Origin of the sequence: Curtobacterium sp. MCBA15_004 (genome assembly GCF_001865055.2) — a bacterium.
Lineage (GTDB): Bacteria > Actinomycetota > Actinomycetes > Actinomycetales > Microbacteriaceae > Curtobacterium.
In genome coordinates, this window is the sequence record NZ_CP126266.1 from 2645587 (window position 1) to 2661697 (window position 16111).

At 73.1% G+C, this 16111-nt stretch carries 14 protein-coding genes; 7 read left to right on the forward strand and 7 right to left on the reverse strand.

Annotation, left to right across the window (positions count from 1 at the left end; all coding sequences use genetic code 11):
• The first annotated feature begins 75 nt into the window (after positions 1–75).
• Genes QOL16_RS12470 through QOL16_RS12480 form a run of 3 tightly spaced genes read left to right on the forward strand, consistent with a single transcriptional unit; the run spans position 76 to position 2731 of the window.
• Positions 76–1023 (forward strand): MetQ/NlpA family ABC transporter substrate-binding protein, encoded by a 948-nt coding sequence (locus QOL16_RS12470; protein WP_071284451.1) that lies wholly within the window; start codon positions 76–78, stop codon positions 1021–1023.
• A complete protein-coding gene (locus QOL16_RS12475) occupies positions 1023–2063 on the forward strand; it encodes a methionine ABC transporter ATP-binding protein (RefSeq protein WP_071284441.1) in 1041 nt (346 codons plus the stop codon). Before QOL16_RS12470 ends, QOL16_RS12475 begins: the two co-directional genes overlap by 1 nt.
• On the forward strand, positions 2057–2731 hold the full coding sequence (locus tag QOL16_RS12480; RefSeq protein WP_254780250.1) for a methionine ABC transporter permease: 675 nt from the start codon (positions 2057–2059) through the stop codon (positions 2729–2731). Before QOL16_RS12475 ends, QOL16_RS12480 begins: the two co-directional genes overlap by 7 nt.
• Positions 2732–3527: 796 nt before the next feature.
• Here the strand turns inward: QOL16_RS12480 and QOL16_RS12485 are convergent.
• Together QOL16_RS12485 and QOL16_RS12490 are read right to left on the reverse strand one after the other, a co-directional pair.
• A complete protein-coding gene (locus QOL16_RS12485; protein WP_083230408.1) occupies positions 3528–4304 on the reverse strand; it encodes an endonuclease/exonuclease/phosphatase family protein in 777 nt (258 codons plus the stop codon).
• A 214-nt stretch (positions 4305–4518) separates the two neighbouring features.
• On the reverse strand, positions 4519–5928 hold the full coding sequence (locus QOL16_RS12490; RefSeq protein WP_083395014.1) for an MFS transporter: 1410 nt from the start codon (positions 5926–5928) through the stop codon (positions 4519–4521).
• Positions 5929–6238: 310 nt separating this feature from the next.
• Here QOL16_RS12490 and QOL16_RS12495 point away from each other — a divergent pair, with 310 nt between their 5' ends.
• Together QOL16_RS12495 and QOL16_RS12500 are read left to right on the forward strand one after the other, a co-directional pair.
• A complete protein-coding gene (locus QOL16_RS12495; RefSeq protein WP_083230410.1) occupies positions 6239–7492 on the forward strand; it encodes a hypothetical protein in 1254 nt (417 codons plus the stop codon).
• Positions 7493–7861: 369 nt separating this feature from the next.
• A complete protein-coding gene (locus QOL16_RS12500; protein WP_305410921.1) occupies positions 7862–8860 on the forward strand; it encodes an IS481 family transposase in 999 nt (332 codons plus the stop codon).
• Here QOL16_RS12500 and QOL16_RS12505 read toward each other — a convergent pair.
• The 3 genes from QOL16_RS12505 to QOL16_RS12515 form a co-directional block, all read right to left on the reverse strand.
• Positions 8857–9348: a pyridoxamine 5'-phosphate oxidase family protein gene (locus QOL16_RS12505; protein ID WP_065964736.1), complete on the reverse strand. Its 492-nt coding sequence runs from the start codon at positions 9346–9348 to the stop codon at positions 8857–8859. The genes QOL16_RS12500 and QOL16_RS12505 overlap by 4 nt on opposite strands.
• A 457-nt stretch (positions 9349–9805) precedes the next feature.
• On the reverse strand, positions 9806–10432 hold the full coding sequence (locus tag QOL16_RS12510) for a hypothetical protein (RefSeq protein WP_071285120.1): 627 nt from the start codon (positions 10430–10432) through the stop codon (positions 9806–9808).
• Positions 10433–10616: 184 nt separating this feature from the next.
• The gene (locus tag QOL16_RS12515) at positions 10617–11726 is read right to left on the reverse strand and encodes an LLM class flavin-dependent oxidoreductase (protein WP_083230411.1); all 1110 of its coding nucleotides are present in this window, start codon (positions 11724–11726) and stop codon (positions 10617–10619) included.
• A 165-nt stretch (positions 11727–11891) separates the two neighbouring features.
• Here QOL16_RS12515 and QOL16_RS12520 point away from each other — a divergent pair, with 165 nt between their 5' ends.
• Complete coding sequence (locus tag QOL16_RS12520) at positions 11892–12830, forward strand: SDR family oxidoreductase (RefSeq protein WP_071285119.1); 939 nt, start codon at positions 11892–11894, stop codon at positions 12828–12830.
• A 153-nt stretch (positions 12831–12983) separates the two neighbouring features.
• Here the strand turns inward: QOL16_RS12520 and QOL16_RS12525 are convergent, their stop codons facing one another.
• A complete protein-coding gene (locus QOL16_RS12525; protein ID WP_175473125.1) occupies positions 12984–13742 on the reverse strand; it encodes an SGNH/GDSL hydrolase family protein in 759 nt (252 codons plus the stop codon).
• Positions 13743–13844: 102 nt separating this feature from the next.
• A complete protein-coding gene (locus QOL16_RS12530) occupies positions 13845–14633 on the reverse strand; it encodes an NRDE family protein (protein ID WP_071285118.1) in 789 nt (262 codons plus the stop codon).
• A gap of 65 nt (positions 14634–14698) precedes the next feature.
• Between QOL16_RS12530 and QOL16_RS12535 the strand changes: the two genes are divergently transcribed.
• On the forward strand, positions 14699–16108 hold the full coding sequence (locus QOL16_RS12535; RefSeq protein WP_071285126.1) for a phosphopantothenate--cysteine ligase family flavoprotein: 1410 nt from the start codon (positions 14699–14701) through the stop codon (positions 16106–16108).
• Positions 16109–16111: the final 3 nt, after the last annotated feature.

Sequence of the window (16111 nt, forward strand, 5' to 3'; positions counted from 1 at the left end):
TCGGTGCCCGTCACACTCGAACGCACACCGCGGGACCACCGCGACCCCCACAGCACGGCCCACGAGGAGCACCTGGTGTCCGCAGCACCCGTCCTGCCCGCGAAGCCGAAGGGCAAGCGTCCGATCGGCTGGATCATCGCCGCGGTGGTGGTCGTCGTCGCGATCGTCGTCGCCGTCGTCGTCGGTGCCGTGCGTGCCGGCGGGTCCGAGGGTGCTGCGTCCGGTGGTGCGCAGAAGACCGTGAAGATCGGCGTCTCCGACAAGTCGCTCGGGTACTGGAGCACCTACACGAAGCTCGCGAAGGAGCGCCTCGGCGTCGACGTGCAGCTCACGAACTTCTCCGACTACTCGCTGCCGAACCCGGCGCTGAAGGACGGGCAGCTGGACATCAACCAGTTCCAGCACATCCAGTACCTCGCCGACTACAACGTCTCGTCGGACGACGACCTGCAGCCGATCGGCTCGACGGCCGTCTACCCGCTGCCGCTCTACGCGACGAAGTACTCGAAGCCCGCCGACCTGCCTGCGAACGCCGCGGTCGCCATCCCGAACGATGCCATCAACCAGGCCCGCGCGCTCCTCATCCTGCAGGCCGCGAAGCTCGTGGAGCTCAAGGACGGCGGCTCCGCGTTCTCCACCACGACCGACATCACCTCGTCGAAGGTCGACGTGCAGCCGCTCGACGCCTCGCAGACCGCGAACGCGCTGCAGCAGGGCTCCGTCGCTGCCGCCGTCGTGAACAACAACTTCGCCACCGCGGCGAACCTGCCGACGAGCGACATCATCTACCAGGACGACCCCGCCAGCGCGAGCGCCGCACCCTACGTGAACGTCTTCGCCGTCCGCGCGGCCGACAAGGACGACAAGACCTACCTCGACCTCGCGAAGCTGTTCCAGGACGACGCCGTGCAGAAGGCGTTCAAGAAGGACCTGCCCGAGGCGGTGTCCCGCGACGAGAGCGCCACGAAGCTGCAGGACGAGCTCGCGAAGGTCGAGCAGGACGCGAAGGCGGCCAAGCAGTAGTGCCCGCCCTCGTCGAACTCCGCGGTGTCTCGAAGCACTACCGCCGTGCCGACACCGGCGAGACCGTGGTGGCGGTCGAGGACGTCTCCCTGGACGTGCACCAGGGCGAGGTCCTCGGCGTCATCGGGTACTCCGGTGCCGGCAAGTCCACCCTCGTCCGCCTCGTCAACGCGCTCGAGCTGCCCACGTCCGGGAGCGTGACGGTCGCCGGTCAGGACCTCACCGCGATCCCCGAGCGGGACCGTCGCCTGGCACGTCGGAAGATCGGCATGATCTTCCAGCAGTTCAACCTGTTCCGGTCCCGGACCGTGGCCGGCAACGTCGCGTACCCGCTCAAGGTCGCGGGTGTCGCGAAGGAGGAACGGGACCGCCGTGTCGCCGAGCTCCTCGACTTCGTCGGACTGCTCGAGCGGGCACACGCCCACCCCGAGCAGCTGTCCGGCGGCCAGAAGCAGCGCGTCGGCATCGCCCGGGCGCTCGCCTCGAACCCCGAGCTGCTGCTGGCCGATGAGGCCACGAGCGCGCTCGACCCGGACACCACGTCCGAGGTCCTGGCGCTCCTCCGTCGCGTCAACCGAGAGCTCGGCGTCACCATCGTCGTCATCACGCACGAGATGGACGCCGTCCGGCAGATCGCCGACCGCGTCGCCGTGATGGAGCGGGGCCGCGTGGTCGAGGTCGGGGACGTCTACGACGTGTTCGCGCGGCCGCAGACCGGTGCGGCGAAGCGGTTCGTCCGGTCCGCACTGCACGACCGGCCGTCCGCCGACCAGCTGCGACGCCTACGCGAGCACCACGGCGGCCGCATCGTCACGGTACAGATCACCGACGAGGTCGGGCTGCAGAGCCGGATCGACACCGTCTGGCGCGACACGGGGGTGACCGCCGAACTCGTCCACGGCGGGGTCGGCGAGATCCGTGAGCGTCGCATCGGATCGCTCACCTACGAGCTCACCGCCGCCGACCCGGCAGCGGTCGACCGCGCGCTGACCGCGCTGCGCGACCAGGGCACCACCGTCGACGAGGAGGACGCATCGTGAACACCGGCTTCCAGAGCGTCGTGGACACGTTCGACGTCTTCCTCGCCGCCGTCCGCGACACACTCGTCATGACGCTCGTGTCGCTCGTCGTCGCGGGCGTGATCGGCCTCGCCCTCGGGCTGGCGCTCTACGCGACCCGACCGGGCAACCTGCTCGGCAGCCGCGCGGCGTACACGGTGCTCAACCTCGTGGTGAACATCGTCCGGCCGATCCCGTTCGTGATCTTCCTCGCTGCGATCGCCCCGCTGTCGCGCGTCGCCGTGCAGACCACGATCGGCGTCCCCGCGGTCACGTTCGCGATCTCGCTCGCGGCCTCGTTCGCGGTCTCGCGCATCGTCGAGCAGAACCTGCTCGCGGTGGACCCCGGTGTCGTCGAGGCAGCGCGTGCCGCGGGAGCGCACCCGCTCGCGATCCTGTTCACGGTGCTCATCCCGGAGGGCCTCGGACCGCTGATCCTCGGCTACACGTTCATCTTCGTGGGCATCGTCGACATGACCGCGCAGGGCGCCCTGATCGGCGGCGGCGGCATCGGCGAGTACGCGATCTCGTTCGGCTCGCAGCGCTACAACTGGTGGATCGTCTACGTGTCGGTCGCCGCGATCGTCGTGATCGTGCAGCTGGGGCAGTTCCTCGGCAACCGGTTGGCGAGGGCGACGCTGCGCCGCTGACCCGACTCGACCCGGCGACGGGCGGGAGGCGCGGTGCCGGTTGGCACCGCGCCTCCCGTCCGTCGTGTGCCGCGGCAGCCAGCGTGCCGGTCCCCGCGTGTCCGTCTCTCCGTCCCGCGCCGCCCGCCGCCCGCCGCCCGCCGCCCGCCGAGGGCGCAGAATTCTGCACCCTGGACGCGTCGGTGCGCCGTGTCGCGCCCTCTCGGCGGACCGCACGCGGCGTGTCCCGCTCACTCGGCGACCGGTGCCCGGGCGTGTCCCGCTCGGCCAGACACCCAGCCCACCAGCCCACCCACCCACCCACCAGCGGGCCGTATCCGGCACGCTCGACGTCCTCGCGCGACGCTTCGAGCACGCTCGGCGGACCGCACGCGGCATGTCCCACCCGCTCGAAGACACGCGGTCGGACGCATCCCGCAGGAACCCCTGCCTGGCGTCGGGCGTGTTCCGCCCTCGCGGGCGGCGTGCCGCTCAGCGGGCCTGATCCGGCACGCTCGACGCGCCGGAGCGACGTATTCCGCACGCTCGACGAACCGCACGCGGCGTGTTCCGCCCGCTCGATCTGCCGCACGCTCGACGAACCGCACGCGGCACGTTCCGCACGCTCGACGACCCGCACGCGGCATGTCCCGCACGCTCGACGAACCGCACGCGGCACGTTCCGCACGCTCGACGACCCGCACGCGGCATGTCCCGCACGCTCGACGAACCGCACGCGGCATGTTCCACCCGCTCGATCTGCCGCCCGCTCGGCGGAACGGGACGGACCCGCGACCAGCCGCGCGCGCCGGACCGCTCAGGAAGCGGGCGCCTCCGGGAGGGCGACCGCGCCGGTCTCTCCGGGGTGCTCGTAGTGGGCACGGACCAGGATCGGGCGGTGGTCGGAGATGCCGGCGGGCAGGGTCTCCACGCCCGCGATGTGCAGCCCCACGCTCGTCGCGAAGTCGAAGTGGCCGGTGAACTTGCGGTAGCGCAGGTACGTCGGCTGGTCGGAGAGCGAGAGGGCGAACCCGTGCTCCTCGATCTTGCGGCGCAGGTTGGTCTGGAACCACGGGTAGTTGAAGTCGCCGACCATGATCGCCGGAGCCTCGGCGGAGAGGTCGCGCACGAACTGGTGCGCCGCCTCGATCTGCTTGCGGCGGAGCGAGTTGGTGGCGGTCAACGGCGACGCGTGGAAGGAGGCGACGATGACCTCGGTGTCGGCCTCGGTGTCCTGCAGGCGCATGGCGATGAGCCGCTCGTGCGCGGGCGAGAGGACCCGGTCGTGGAGGGACTTCTGCAGCGAGTGGATGCTGAAGTCCTGCACGGTGAAGCGGTCATCCCGCGTGTAGATCGCGAGCCCCAGGCGGTTCGTCTTGGTCGAGGCCGCGAGGGACAGCCCGGCGACGCTGGTCGCGAGGTCGTTGCTGTCGCACTCCTGGACGCAGATGACGTCGGCCTCGGAGGCCTCGGCCAGGGCGGCGAGCTCGCCGTTCGCGGTGTGCTCGCGGAGGTTGTAGCTCACGACGCGCAACTCGGTCGGCTGGACAGCCGCGTCGGCTGCGATCGTCCCCTGCTCCTGTGGCCCGGCCATGCTGCCTTCCGTCCTGGGTGTCTCGGTCACCCTGCCGCGCCGACCGTACCCGGCCGTCGCGATCAGTAGCTGTGACCGTAGCGCACCCCGGGTTGCAGGCGTGTGACGAGCGCGGGAACGGGCGGCGGCGGTGCGTCTCGTCCGCCCAGCCGGCACCGGACGAGCCGCCCGACGGCCCCTTGCGGCGGCCGTCGGCACCCCGCGGCGGCCGACGTCAGGTCCGGACGCGCACCCGCGGAGCCGGCCGCACCGTCTCCCCCGCCGTGCGGCTCATCAGCAGGCCCTCCACGCAGGCGACGACGAGCAGTACCGCGATCACCCAGAACGCCACGTCGTACGGGCCGGTGCCGCCGAGTCCCGCAGCCGCCCGGATCGCCACCGCCGCGACGGCGACACCGAAGCCCGCCGCGACCTGCTGCAGCGTCGAGGACAGCGTGTTCGCCGGGGTCATGTCGGCCTGCTCGACGTCGGCGAAGGCGATCGTGTTGTACGCCGTGAAGCCGACCGACCGCGCGGCGCCGCTGACCACGAGGAGCGCGGCGAGGAGCCAGAACGGGGTGTCCTCGGTCATGAACACCATCGCGACGACGCTGAGGGCCGCGACCGCGCTCGACACGACGATGACCGCGCGGTACCCGAACCACCGCAGGAACGGCGTCGTCATCGGCTTGATGCCGAGGTTCCCGACGAACACCCACAAGACCGCGGACCCGGCGAGGACGGCGGACCAGCCCCAGGCGTCCTGGAACAGCAGCGGGAGCACGAACGGCACGGCGGAGACCGCGAGCCGGAACAGGCTGCCACCGGCGTGCGAGACCCGGAACGACTCGAGGCGGAAGGACTCGAGCCCCATGATCGGGTGCGGCGCACGGCGGAAGTGCCGGATCGCCGCCCAGCAGCAGACCGCCCCGACGACCCCGGAGACGACGACGGCCGGCACGGGGATCTCGTCGAGGGCGAGCAGGGACGCCATCACCACGAGCGCGCCGAGACCGAAGCACGCCAGGAGCGAGCCGAACCAGTCGAACGGCACGCGCTCCGCCGCACGCTCCTGCGGGACGAGCACGAGGGCGGCCACGAACGCGATGACACCGAGCGGGATGTTCACGAGGAAGATCCAGTGCCAGCTGAGGGTGTCCACGAGCACGCCGCCCACGAACGGCGCGATGATCGGCGCGGCCAGGGCGGGCCAGGTCAGGATGGCGATCACGGTGACGAGCTGCTCGCGGCCGGCACTCCGGAGCACGACGAGCCGCCCCACCGGGACCATGAGCGCACCGCCGAGCCCCTGGATGATGCGCCACAGCGTCAGGTCGACGAGCCCGGTCGACATCGCGCACAGCGCCGAGGCGACGGTGAACAGCGCGATCGCACCGGCGAACACCGTGCGGGACCCGACCCGGTCGGTGAGCCACCCGCTCACCGGGATGAACACCGCGAGCGTCACGAGGTAGGCGGTGATCGCCACGCCCACCGCGGCGGAGTCCACCCCGAGGTCGCGGCCCATCGCCGGTGCGGCGGTGGCCAGGATTGTGCCGTCGAGGAGCTCCATGAAGAAGGTGCCCGCGACGAGCACGGCCACCGCGGTGCTCCCCCGGCGTCGTGTCGTCGTCATCGTCGTCATCGCTCCGAATGCTATGCCCGCTCGGTTTCCTGCGGGTCCGTGAGGCTCCGTTCAGCCACACGCCGCGGCGGGACCGCCGGCCGACCGGCCGAGCGCGCCAGACGCCGCGGCGGGACCGCCGGCCGACCGGCCGAGCGCGCCACCCACCCTCGACCCGACCACCCGCCGGCGGCGAGCCGGGTGGCGGCGGCGAGCCGCGCCTCCCGGCCGACACCCGTGCTGTGCCCCGCGCTGTGCGCCCCGCCCCAGCCTGCGCTGACTACGCTCAGGGCGTGCCCACCCCTGTACCCGAAGCTCGAGGACCCGTCCGGTGAGCCGTACCGACGGCGCCGTCGCCGGGTCGCTGGCGAGCGGCCGGCGCCGCGTGGTGGACCTCGCGACGAGCCTGCCGGTGTGGGCCGCCGTCCTGCTGACCTGGGTCGGCGGACGAGCCCTGTCGACCTCCTGGCTCGCGCTGGCGTTCCCCCTGATGGGTCGGGCCATGCCCGACAACGCGATCTGGGGCAACGGGCACGGGTTCGGGGCGTTCCTCACCGCGTGGGACGGGCAGTACTACGAGACGATCTCGGTGCACGGGTACCCGACGACCCTCCCGCTCGACCAGGCCGGGCACGTCGCCCAGAACGCCTGGGCGTTCCTGCCCGCGTTCCCGTTCGCGATCCGCGCGCTCACGGCCTCGACCGGGCTGCCGTTCGCGGTGGGGGCGCCGCTCGTCGCGCTGCTGGCCGGGCTCGTCGCGACGTTCCTGCTGCACCGCCTCGTGAGCGACCACGCCGGGCACGCCGCGGGCATGTGGGCGGTCTTCTTCTTCGCGTGCGGCCCGCTGTCCTTCCTGCTGCAGGTGGGGTACGCCGAGAGCACGTTCCTCGCCCTGACGTTCGGCGCGCTGCTCGCGCTCGAGCGTCGGCGGTACGGCCTGCTCACCCTGCTCGGGGTGGTCGCCGCGTTCACCCGGCCGGGAGCGCTCGCCCTGCCGCTGTTGCTCGGTGTGATCGCCCTGGTGCGGTGGGTCCGGGCGCGGCGGGCCGAGGCCGGCACGGGCGTCCGTTCGCTCGACGCCTTCCCCGTGGCCGAGCGGGTGCGCGTGGTCGCCGCGGGCGTCGTCATGGCAGCCGCGGGTGTCGCGTGGCCCCTCATCGCGTCGCACGTCACCGGGCGGCCGGACGCCTACCTCGAGACCGAGATGTCCTGGTGGGTGAACTTCATCGGCCGGGTCGAGTTCGTGCCGATGTCGCCGTGGTTCCTCATCGCGCTGCGCTGGATCGGCGTCGGCGGCGTGTTCATCGTCGTGTTCCTGCTCGTGGCGTACCCGGTCTGGCTGCTGCGCCGCTCGACCCGGCAGCTCGGGCAGACCACGGTGCTGTACTCGGCGGCGTACGCGCTGTACATCTTCGCGGTGTCGCTGCCGATGGCCTCGACGCCGCGGTTGCTCATGCCGCTCGCGCCGCTGTTCGGGTCGCCCGAGCTGGTCGCGCGACCGTGGATGCGCTGGACGTTCGTGAGCTGCGCGCTCCTCGGGCAGCCGGTGCTCGTCGCGGTGCTCTGGCTGCTCGGCCCGCCCTGACGCGCGCGGGCGGATGCGCCGCGCACTCCCCCGACGCGACACGGGCGGTCCCTCGGATGAGGAACCGCCCGTGTCTCGTCCTGCGGGCCGGGCCAGCCGACCGGCCAGGCCAGGCCAGGTCGGGCCAGGCCGGCCGGGTCGCGTCGGCCAGGCCAGGCCGACCGGGTCGCGCCGGCCAGGCCAGGCCGGCCGGGTCGCGCCGGCCTGGCCTGGCCGGCCAGCCCGCCGGGTCGGGCCGGCTGGCCGGGTCGGACCAGCCGGCCCCGCTCCCTAGATGTAGTTCCTCGGGACGTTGTGAACGGGTGACGTAGAAGAAGACCTCCGGGACGATGTGGGTTACCACACCAACACGTCGCACCGGAGGTCTTCGTGACTCACGCTAACGCCCCGTTCACCCCGACCGGCAGGGAACGTCTTGCTCGGCTGATTGTCGAAGATGGTTGGCCCGTTCGTCGCGCTGCGGAACGGTTCCAGTGCTCGCCCGCGACTGCTGCCAGATGGGCGGCCCGATACCGGGCTGGAACCTCGATGCAAGATCGGTCATCACGACCGTTGACCAGTCCGAAACGACTGCCCACACGGCTGGAGCGCCGCATCATCGCGTTGCGCGTGACAAGGCGTTGGGGTCCGCACCGGATCGCGTTTCACCTGCACCTGGCGCGCTCAACCGTCGGTCGAGTCCTGACACGGTTTCGGATGCCGTTACTGCGCAACATTGACCAAGCAACAGGGCTGCCCGTCCGCCGGCCGATACCGGTCCGATACGAGAAGGCCCGGCCAGGTGAGCTGGTCCACGTCGACATCAAAAAACAAGGCCGTATCCCGGACGGTGGCGGGTGGCGTTTCCATGGCCGCGGGTCTGCGCAGGACCGATCAGCGGGGTCCGCTCGCGATCGTGCTGCCCGAGGTGGTGCGCGTGGTTCTCGCGGGTTCAGGTTCCTCCACCACGCCGTCGATGACCACTCCCGATTGGCGTATTCAGAGGTCCTCGATGACGAACGCGGGACCACCGCTGCCGGGTTTTGGGAGCGCGCGAACACGTTCTTCGCCGCTGCTGGGATCCGGGTCGAGGCGGTCATGACGGACAACGGCGCCTGCTACCGGTCCCGGGACTTCGCCGCCGCGCTCGGTCAGGCGAAGCACCGCTTCACCCGCCCCTACCGGCCACAGACCAACGGCAAGGTCGAGCGGTTCAACCGGACCCTCGCAGCCGAGTGGGCCTACGCCTGCCACTACGAAAGTGATGCAGCCAGAACCGCGACTTACGCGGACTGGCTGCATCACTACAATCACCACCGACCACACACCGGCCTCGGCGGCCAAACCCCATCAGATCGCGTTCACAACCTCACGGGGAACTACACCTAGAGCTCGACCGTCCCGTGGTGCCCCGTGTCGGGCTGGCTCTGCTTGCCCAGCGCGGCCTTGATCGTCTGCACGAGGCTGCCGACCGGCCCGGTGTCCTGCGTCCAGTACTCGACGGAGTCGCCCTCGACGGTGAGGAGGCGGATCGTCGGGTCCTGGCGCCCGTCCGGGAACCAGGCCTCGGCGAACGGCGACCACAGCTCGTCGATGACGGACTCGTCGCGGGTCACGGTCGCGGTGCCGGCGATCGAGAGGTACCCGCCCTGCGACTCGATCGCCACGTTCACGTGCGGGTTGCGGGCGATGTCGTCCACCTTCTCGCTGCCGTCCTGCACCAGGAAGCGCAGCGTCCCGTTGAACGCCTTGTCCTGCACCGCGAGGGGTCGGGCGTGCAGCTGGCCGTCGTCGCTGACGGTGGTGAGCAGGGCGGTGCGTGCGCCGTGGACGATGTCCGAGATGGCTGCGCGGTGGTCTGCCTGCGTGTCGGTCATGATGCTCCTGTTCGTCGTGCGCCCCGTTGTGCTCGACGTCCGGCCGGGCGTGCCCGGGCGCGTTCCGTTCCGACCAGTGTGCCCCTCCGTGCTGGACGCGTCCGTCACGGCTCGGTACCGGGCGGGTGCGCCGCCCGGTCGCGCGCGCGTCGCCCTGCGCGTGCCGGTCCGCGCGGCGACTCACGTCGGCCCGTGGTCGCCCACGGCCTGGAGGCTCGGCTCGGCTCCGCCTTCCCACTCACCCGGGTGGGTGGCCGGTGGAGACGCGTGGTCCGGTGTGCGACAACGTCGACGTCGGACGACAGCGGACGTGTCGCAGGGCAGCGGTGGACGGGGCGCGCACCACGCGGGACGCCGGGTGCGACCGGTTGTGCGACAACGTCGACGTCGGACGACAGCGGACGTGTCGCTCGGCAGCGGCCGACGACGGCGCGCAGTCGAGACCGCGCGTCCGCGCTCAGGAGGCGGGCTCGCGGATCGTCGTCTCGACGTCGACGACCTGTGGCGCGCGTGGCATCGACGCGAAGCCGAACGCCACGGGCGGGTCGAGCGGGGCGATCGAGCCGAGGGCCTCCCCGGCCCAGGTGCCCGACACCGCGGTGACCTCGTGGGCGCCGGTCACGCCGTAGTACTCGCGTCGGCCTCCGCCCGCGGTACCGGCGGTCGCGGAGCCGGGCGAGACGATCCGCGCGACGGGATCGATGAGCGCGAGCCAGCGGGGGTCACGGGCGATCGGCTTCGGCACGATGCGGAGCACCCGCCCGAGCGGCGAGATCCCGCCGACGTCGATCGTCGCCTGCAACGGTCCGGCGTCGAGCTCCAGGCCGCGGGCGGTCCGACGAGACCGGACGTCGACGACGGAGACGGTGTCGAACCGGTAGGTGCCGGACACGTAGGCGGCGACGATCTCGTCCGGGGCGAGGAGCACGCTCGTGCCGTCCGGGTGTTCGAGGAACACGTCGGTGAACGATCCGAAGGGCGAGTCGTCCCACATCCCGACGACGAAACGGATCCCCGACGTCGTCCCGACGCCGAGGATCCGACCGCGGAAGCGTCGTTCGGTGGTCCCGTCTGGTCGCAGCATGGCGCCGACCGTACCCGCGGCAGCCGTGAGCGGCCGTGGCGGACGTGCCCCGGGCCTCCAGGCCGGCGCAGCCCGCGCAGCCGGCGCGACCCGCGCAGCCGACGCGCGCCGCGCAGCCGCCGGGACGGACGCATGCCTCGTCCAGGCGACCGGACGGTGACCGGTCAGCGACCGGACCGCCGACCTACGGGACCGGGACCGGCTCCGCGAGCAGCTCGCGCACCCGCGGGGCGACCCGCGTGCCGTAGAGCTCGATCGACCGCATCATGTCCTCGTGCGGCAGGCGGCCGGTGGCGTAGCGCATGTCGAAGCGCGAGACGCCGAGGATCCGCATGTTCCGCGCGATCTTGCGCGCCACGGTCTCGGGCGATCCGACGTAGAGCGATCCGCCGGCCGACAGACCCGCCTGGTACTGCGCGAGGTCGAGGGGCGGCCAACCGCGCTCACGACCGAGCCGGTCGGTGACGGCCTTGTGGTACGGCCAGTAGCGCTCGGCCGCTTCCTCGTCGGTCTCGGCGACGAAGCCGGGCGAGTGCATCGCGATGGGCTGCTGCGGGAGCTCGAGCTGCGCGAGTGCCTGGCGGTACAGGCGCGAGAACGGGGCGAACTGGGCGGGCTGACCGCCGATGATCGCGAGGAAGAGCGGCAGGCCGTAGGACGCCGCACGGATGACCGACTGCGGGGAGCCGCCGACGCCGATCCAGGTCGGGATCGGGCCGTGCTCGAGCTTCGGGAAGACGTCCTGGTCGGTGAGCGAGGCCCGCTTCGTGCCGGACCAGGTGACCTTGTCGCCGCCGCGGAGGGCGTTCCAGAGCTGGAGCTTCTCCTCGAACAGGACCTCGTAGTCGCTCAGCTCGTAGCCGAACAGCGGGAACGACTCGGTGAAGGACCCGCGCCCGAGGATGACCTCGGCGCGGCCGTCGGAGATCGCGTCGACGGTGGCGAAGCGCTCGTACACGCGGACGGGGTCGTCGCTCGACAGCACCGTGACGGCGCTGCCCATCCGGATCCGCTCGGTGCGGGCGGCGATCGCGGCGAGGACCACCTCGGGGGCGCTCACCGCGTAGTCCTCGCGGTGGTGCTCGCCGACGCCGATGAAGTCGATGCCGACCTGGTCGGCGAGGACGGCCTCGTCCACGAGCTCGCGGAGCGCCTGCGCCTGGCTGCGGAGCGACCCGTCGGCGCGCTCGGTGACGTCCCCGAAGGTGTCGAGGCCGAGCTGCACCGGACCGATGCGCTCGGGTGCGGGCGGCGGGACGTCCGAGGGACGGTCGGAACCGAATGCGTTGCTCATGGCGCGCCTCCTGATCGATGCGTTTGCATAAACATAGCACGCCGCTCGGCGTACCGACAGCCCCGCGCCCGCACGCCGCGCCTCCTGCGAGCCGGTCCGCCGCGCGGCCTGCGAGCCGGTCCGCCGCGCGGCCTGCGACCAGCCCTCCCGGGTACGGTCACGCGCATGCCGAAGATCCCCGACCAGACCGGCCGACGCATCGTCGTGACCGGCGCGAACAGCGGCACCGGCAAGGAGGCCGCGAAGCGCCTCGCCGCCGCCGGCGCGAGCGTCGTGATGGGCGTGCGCACCCCGTCCAAGGGCGAGGACGCCGCCGCCGAGATCCGCCGTGAGCACCCGTCCGCCGACCTCGAGGTCCGCCGACTCGACCTCGCCGACCTCGCGAGCGTGCACGCCTTCGCCGAGGGGCTGCTCGCCGACGACCGCCGGCCGGACGTGCTCGTCAACAACGCCGGGGTGATGGCGCCGCCCGAGCGCTTCACCACCGCGGACGGGTTCGAGCTGCAGTTCGGCACGAACTTCCTCGGCCCGTTCGCCCTGACCAACCTGCTGCTGCCCGCGCTGCTCGACAGTGCGGGGAACGCGCGGCCGCACCCGGGCACGGCACTCCCCCGGGTCGTGACGATGTCGAGCCTCGCCGCCGTGGGCGGCCGCATCCGCTTCACCGACCTGCAGTGGGAGCACGGCTACAACCCGTGGCGTGCGTACGCCCAGTCGAAGCTCGCGGACCTGCTCCTCACCCTCCACCTGCACCGACTGACGGTCGAACGCGGCTGGGCACTGACGAGCACGGCCGCGCACCCCGGCTTCACCCGCACGAACCTGCAGACCGCGGGGCGCTCCCTCGGCCGGTCCCGGCCGGCCCGGTCGAGCGACCGCGCACTCCCCTTCACGCAGGCCGTCGAGCAGGGCACGGAGCCGCTGCTGTACGCGGCGGTCGGCCCCGCAGCGGTCGGCGGCGCCTACTACGGCCCCTCTGGACCGGCGGGCCTCACCGGCACGACGACGACCGCGTCGATCCCGCGGAGCGCGCGCAGCACCGACCTCGCGCGCTCCCTCTGGGCGGTCGCGGAGGACCTCACCGGCACTCGCGCACCGGCCTGACGACGCGCTGCGCGGCCGGGAGGCGCGGTGCAGGCCCGCCCCGCCGGCTCGGGACCGGGGTGGGCGCGTGCGCCACGCACCGCTGGCGGTCCTGCATCGTCGCGGGACCGCAAGTGGTCGCGTCGGCGGAGAGCCGCGGGTGGTCACGCGGGCTCAGAACCGCAGGTGGTCCCGCTTGAACGCGGCCTCGACGGACGCCTGGATCGCCTGCTGACCGCGCACCGTGGGGTGCACGTCGTCGGACTGCATCCACGCCGGGTGCCCGCGGAGGGGCTCGCCGATGTCGACGTACGTGCCACCGTCCCGTCGCACCGCGCGGTGCATGGCGTGCGAGATGACCGCGAGCTGCGCGGGCGGCTCCTGCTCGTTCCAGATCGCGCTGAGCCCGACGACCCGGGCGTCCGGCAGCAGACGGTGCACCTCGGCGACGAGCTGGTCGGTGCGGCTCGTGACCACGGCGTCGTCGACCCCGAGGTCGTTCGAGCTCGCCTGGACGAACACGACCTCGGGGCGCAGGTCGGCGGCCCGGCGGACGAGCGTCTGGTAGGCGCTCGCGCACTGGTCCTCGTCCCCCTCCGTGACCACGCCGGCGCCGTCGCACGAGAAGTTCGTCAGCTGCCAGTGCTCCTTGCGGGCGAGGGTGGCCGGCCAGGCCTGCTCGGCGCTCAACCCGTGGCCGCCGCTGATCGAGTCGCCGATCACGACGATGCGCTCGCCGCGGGCCTCGTCCCACGGCCGGAGCACGGCGGACGAGTGGGTGGACGAGGCGGCGACGGAGCGGTCCTCGGCGCAGCCGACGAGCAGCCCGGTCACCGCGAGGGCCACGGCCCCGACGGCGAGCAGCCGACGTCGGGGGCGCGTCCGGGGACGCGGGGCGGGGTCGCCGGATCGGCGGGGTGTGGTGGGGGTCACGAGGCGTGAAGGTACGCCGTGGCGGGCACCCCGGGACGGCTCGGCGGCTGCCGGTCCGCACAGGCACCGGCGTCCGGGTCGGGCCCGGGACACCACCCCGGGTCAGGCGTGGTGCAGTTCGACCGATCCGTCGAGCCGGCCGGGGCGCTCGAGCCGCGCGTGCTGCAGCACCGTCCGGTCCCGTCCGACCGCCGCGGCGACGATCGACAGGGTCGCGACGTGCCCGTCGGGCTCCACGGCGTCGCGGAGGATCGCGTCCGGGTCGTCGGCGGGCAGCGCCGCGGACTCGGCGAGCAGCCCGAACCAGCCGCTCCACCCGTCACCGGCGTCAGCTCCGGCGTCGGCGGTGCGGAGCTCGTCGAACGGGCCGAGGACCGGCGGGCCGTCCGGGGCAGCTGCTTCGCGGAAGGCGCTGAGCCAACGCCCGATGCGCGGAGCCGCGGGGTCGTCGGCGGCGCCGTGCGTGACCATGTGCACGCCGGGTCCGAGGTCGGTCGTGGTCACGGTCGTGCCGTCCCAGGTGACGACCTCGACGCCGTCGGCCGTGGCACGCACGAGGTTGAACGCGCGGGTCGTGGGCAGCACGCCGTCGGCACCGGGGAGGACCCCGTCGACGGCGTCGAGCGGCACGACCCCGCGGGTGGTCCAGGTCCCGTCCGCGCTCGGCACGGGCTCGGCGCGGTTCAGCACGACCGCGAGTCCTGCCTCGTCCGACGCGGCGAGCCACGCCCCACCGGCGGAGCGGTCCCGCACGCCGCGGACGGACGGGTCGCGGTCGGGCCACCACGCGGCCGGCGGGTCCCACGGACGCTCGGGTGACTCGTCGCGCAGGGCGAGCACGGTGACGGGCCACTCGGCCGCGGGGTCGACGCGGACGACGACGGTGCACATGGGTCCGATCCTCGCACGGGCGGCCGGGTAGCGTGACCGACGTGGAAGCCGCAGCTGCTCGCCGTCTGTCCGTCGTGGTGGGGATCACGGGCGGGATCGCCGCCTACAAGGCCGTCGGGGTCGTCCGTGACCTCGTGAAGCGCGGGCACGACGTGCACGTCGTCCCGACCGAGGGCGCACTGCGCTTCGTCGGGCTGCCGACACTCGAGGCCCTGAGCCGGAACCCGGTCACGACGAGCGTCTGGGACGACGTGGCCGAGGTCCGGCACGTGGCGCTCGGTCGCCGTGCCGACCTCGTGGTGGTCGCCCCCGCGACCGCCGACGCCCTCGCCCGGATGGCGGCGGGCCTCGCGGGCGACCTGCTCGGCACGACGCTGCTCGCGACCGAGGCCCCGGTCGTCGTGGCGCCGGCGATGCACCCGCAGATGTGGGAGCACCCCGCCACCCGGGCGAACCTGCGGACGCTCCGCGAGCGGGGCGTGCACGTCGTCGGCCCGGTCGTCGGCGCGCTCACCGGGGACGACGCGGGGATCGGCCGCATGTCCGAGCCCGAGGACATCGTCGCGGCGGCGCTCGCGGTGCTCGACCGCGCCCCGACCGGCCACCTGTCGGACGCGGGCGGGACCGACGGACGCGGGACGAGCCTCCCGGCCGACCACCCGACCACCGCGGGCGGGACCGACGGACGCGGGACGGGCCTCCCGGCCGACCAGCGGACCACCGCGGGCACCGCGACCCGGGCGGCCACCGCGCCACCCACCGGCACCACCGGCACCACCGGCACCACCGCCCGCGGCGAGCAGGGCGACCTCGCGGGCGTCCGTGTCGTCGTGAGCGCGGGCGGCACGCGCGAGCCCGTCGACCCCGTGCGCTTCGTGGGCAACCGCTCGAGCGGTCGGCAGGGCCTGGCGATCGCGGTGGACGCCGCCCGCCGCGGCGCGACCGTGACCGTGGTCGCCGCGAACGTCGACGCGTCGCTGACCGCGGGACTCGACGCGACCGTCGTGCCGGTGGGCTCCGCCGTCGAGCTCGCCGAGGCCGTGCACGCAGCGGCGGCCGACGCCGACGTCGTCGTGATGACCGCCGCGGTCGCCGACTACCGGCCGACCGAGGTGCGCACCGAGAAACTCAAGAAGGACGAGCAGGGCGACACCATGACCCTCGAGCTCGTCCGGAACCCCGACGTGCTCGCCGAGCTCGTCGCGGCCCGCCGGACCGGCCAGGTGATCGTGGGCTTCGCCGCCGAGACCGAGCCGGACCGCGACGCCCGGATCGAACTCGGCCGGGCGAAGATCGCGCGGAAGCCGGCCGACCTGCTCGTCGTGAACCACGTCAGCTGGTCGGCGGGCTTCGAGCGGGAGGAGAACGCGATCGAGGTGCTCGTCCCCGGCGGCGCCGTCGTGCAGGAGACCGCGGGCAGCAAGGCCGAGGTCGCGGCGGCCGTGCTGGACCTGGTGGCGACCGCGCTGGCCTGACCG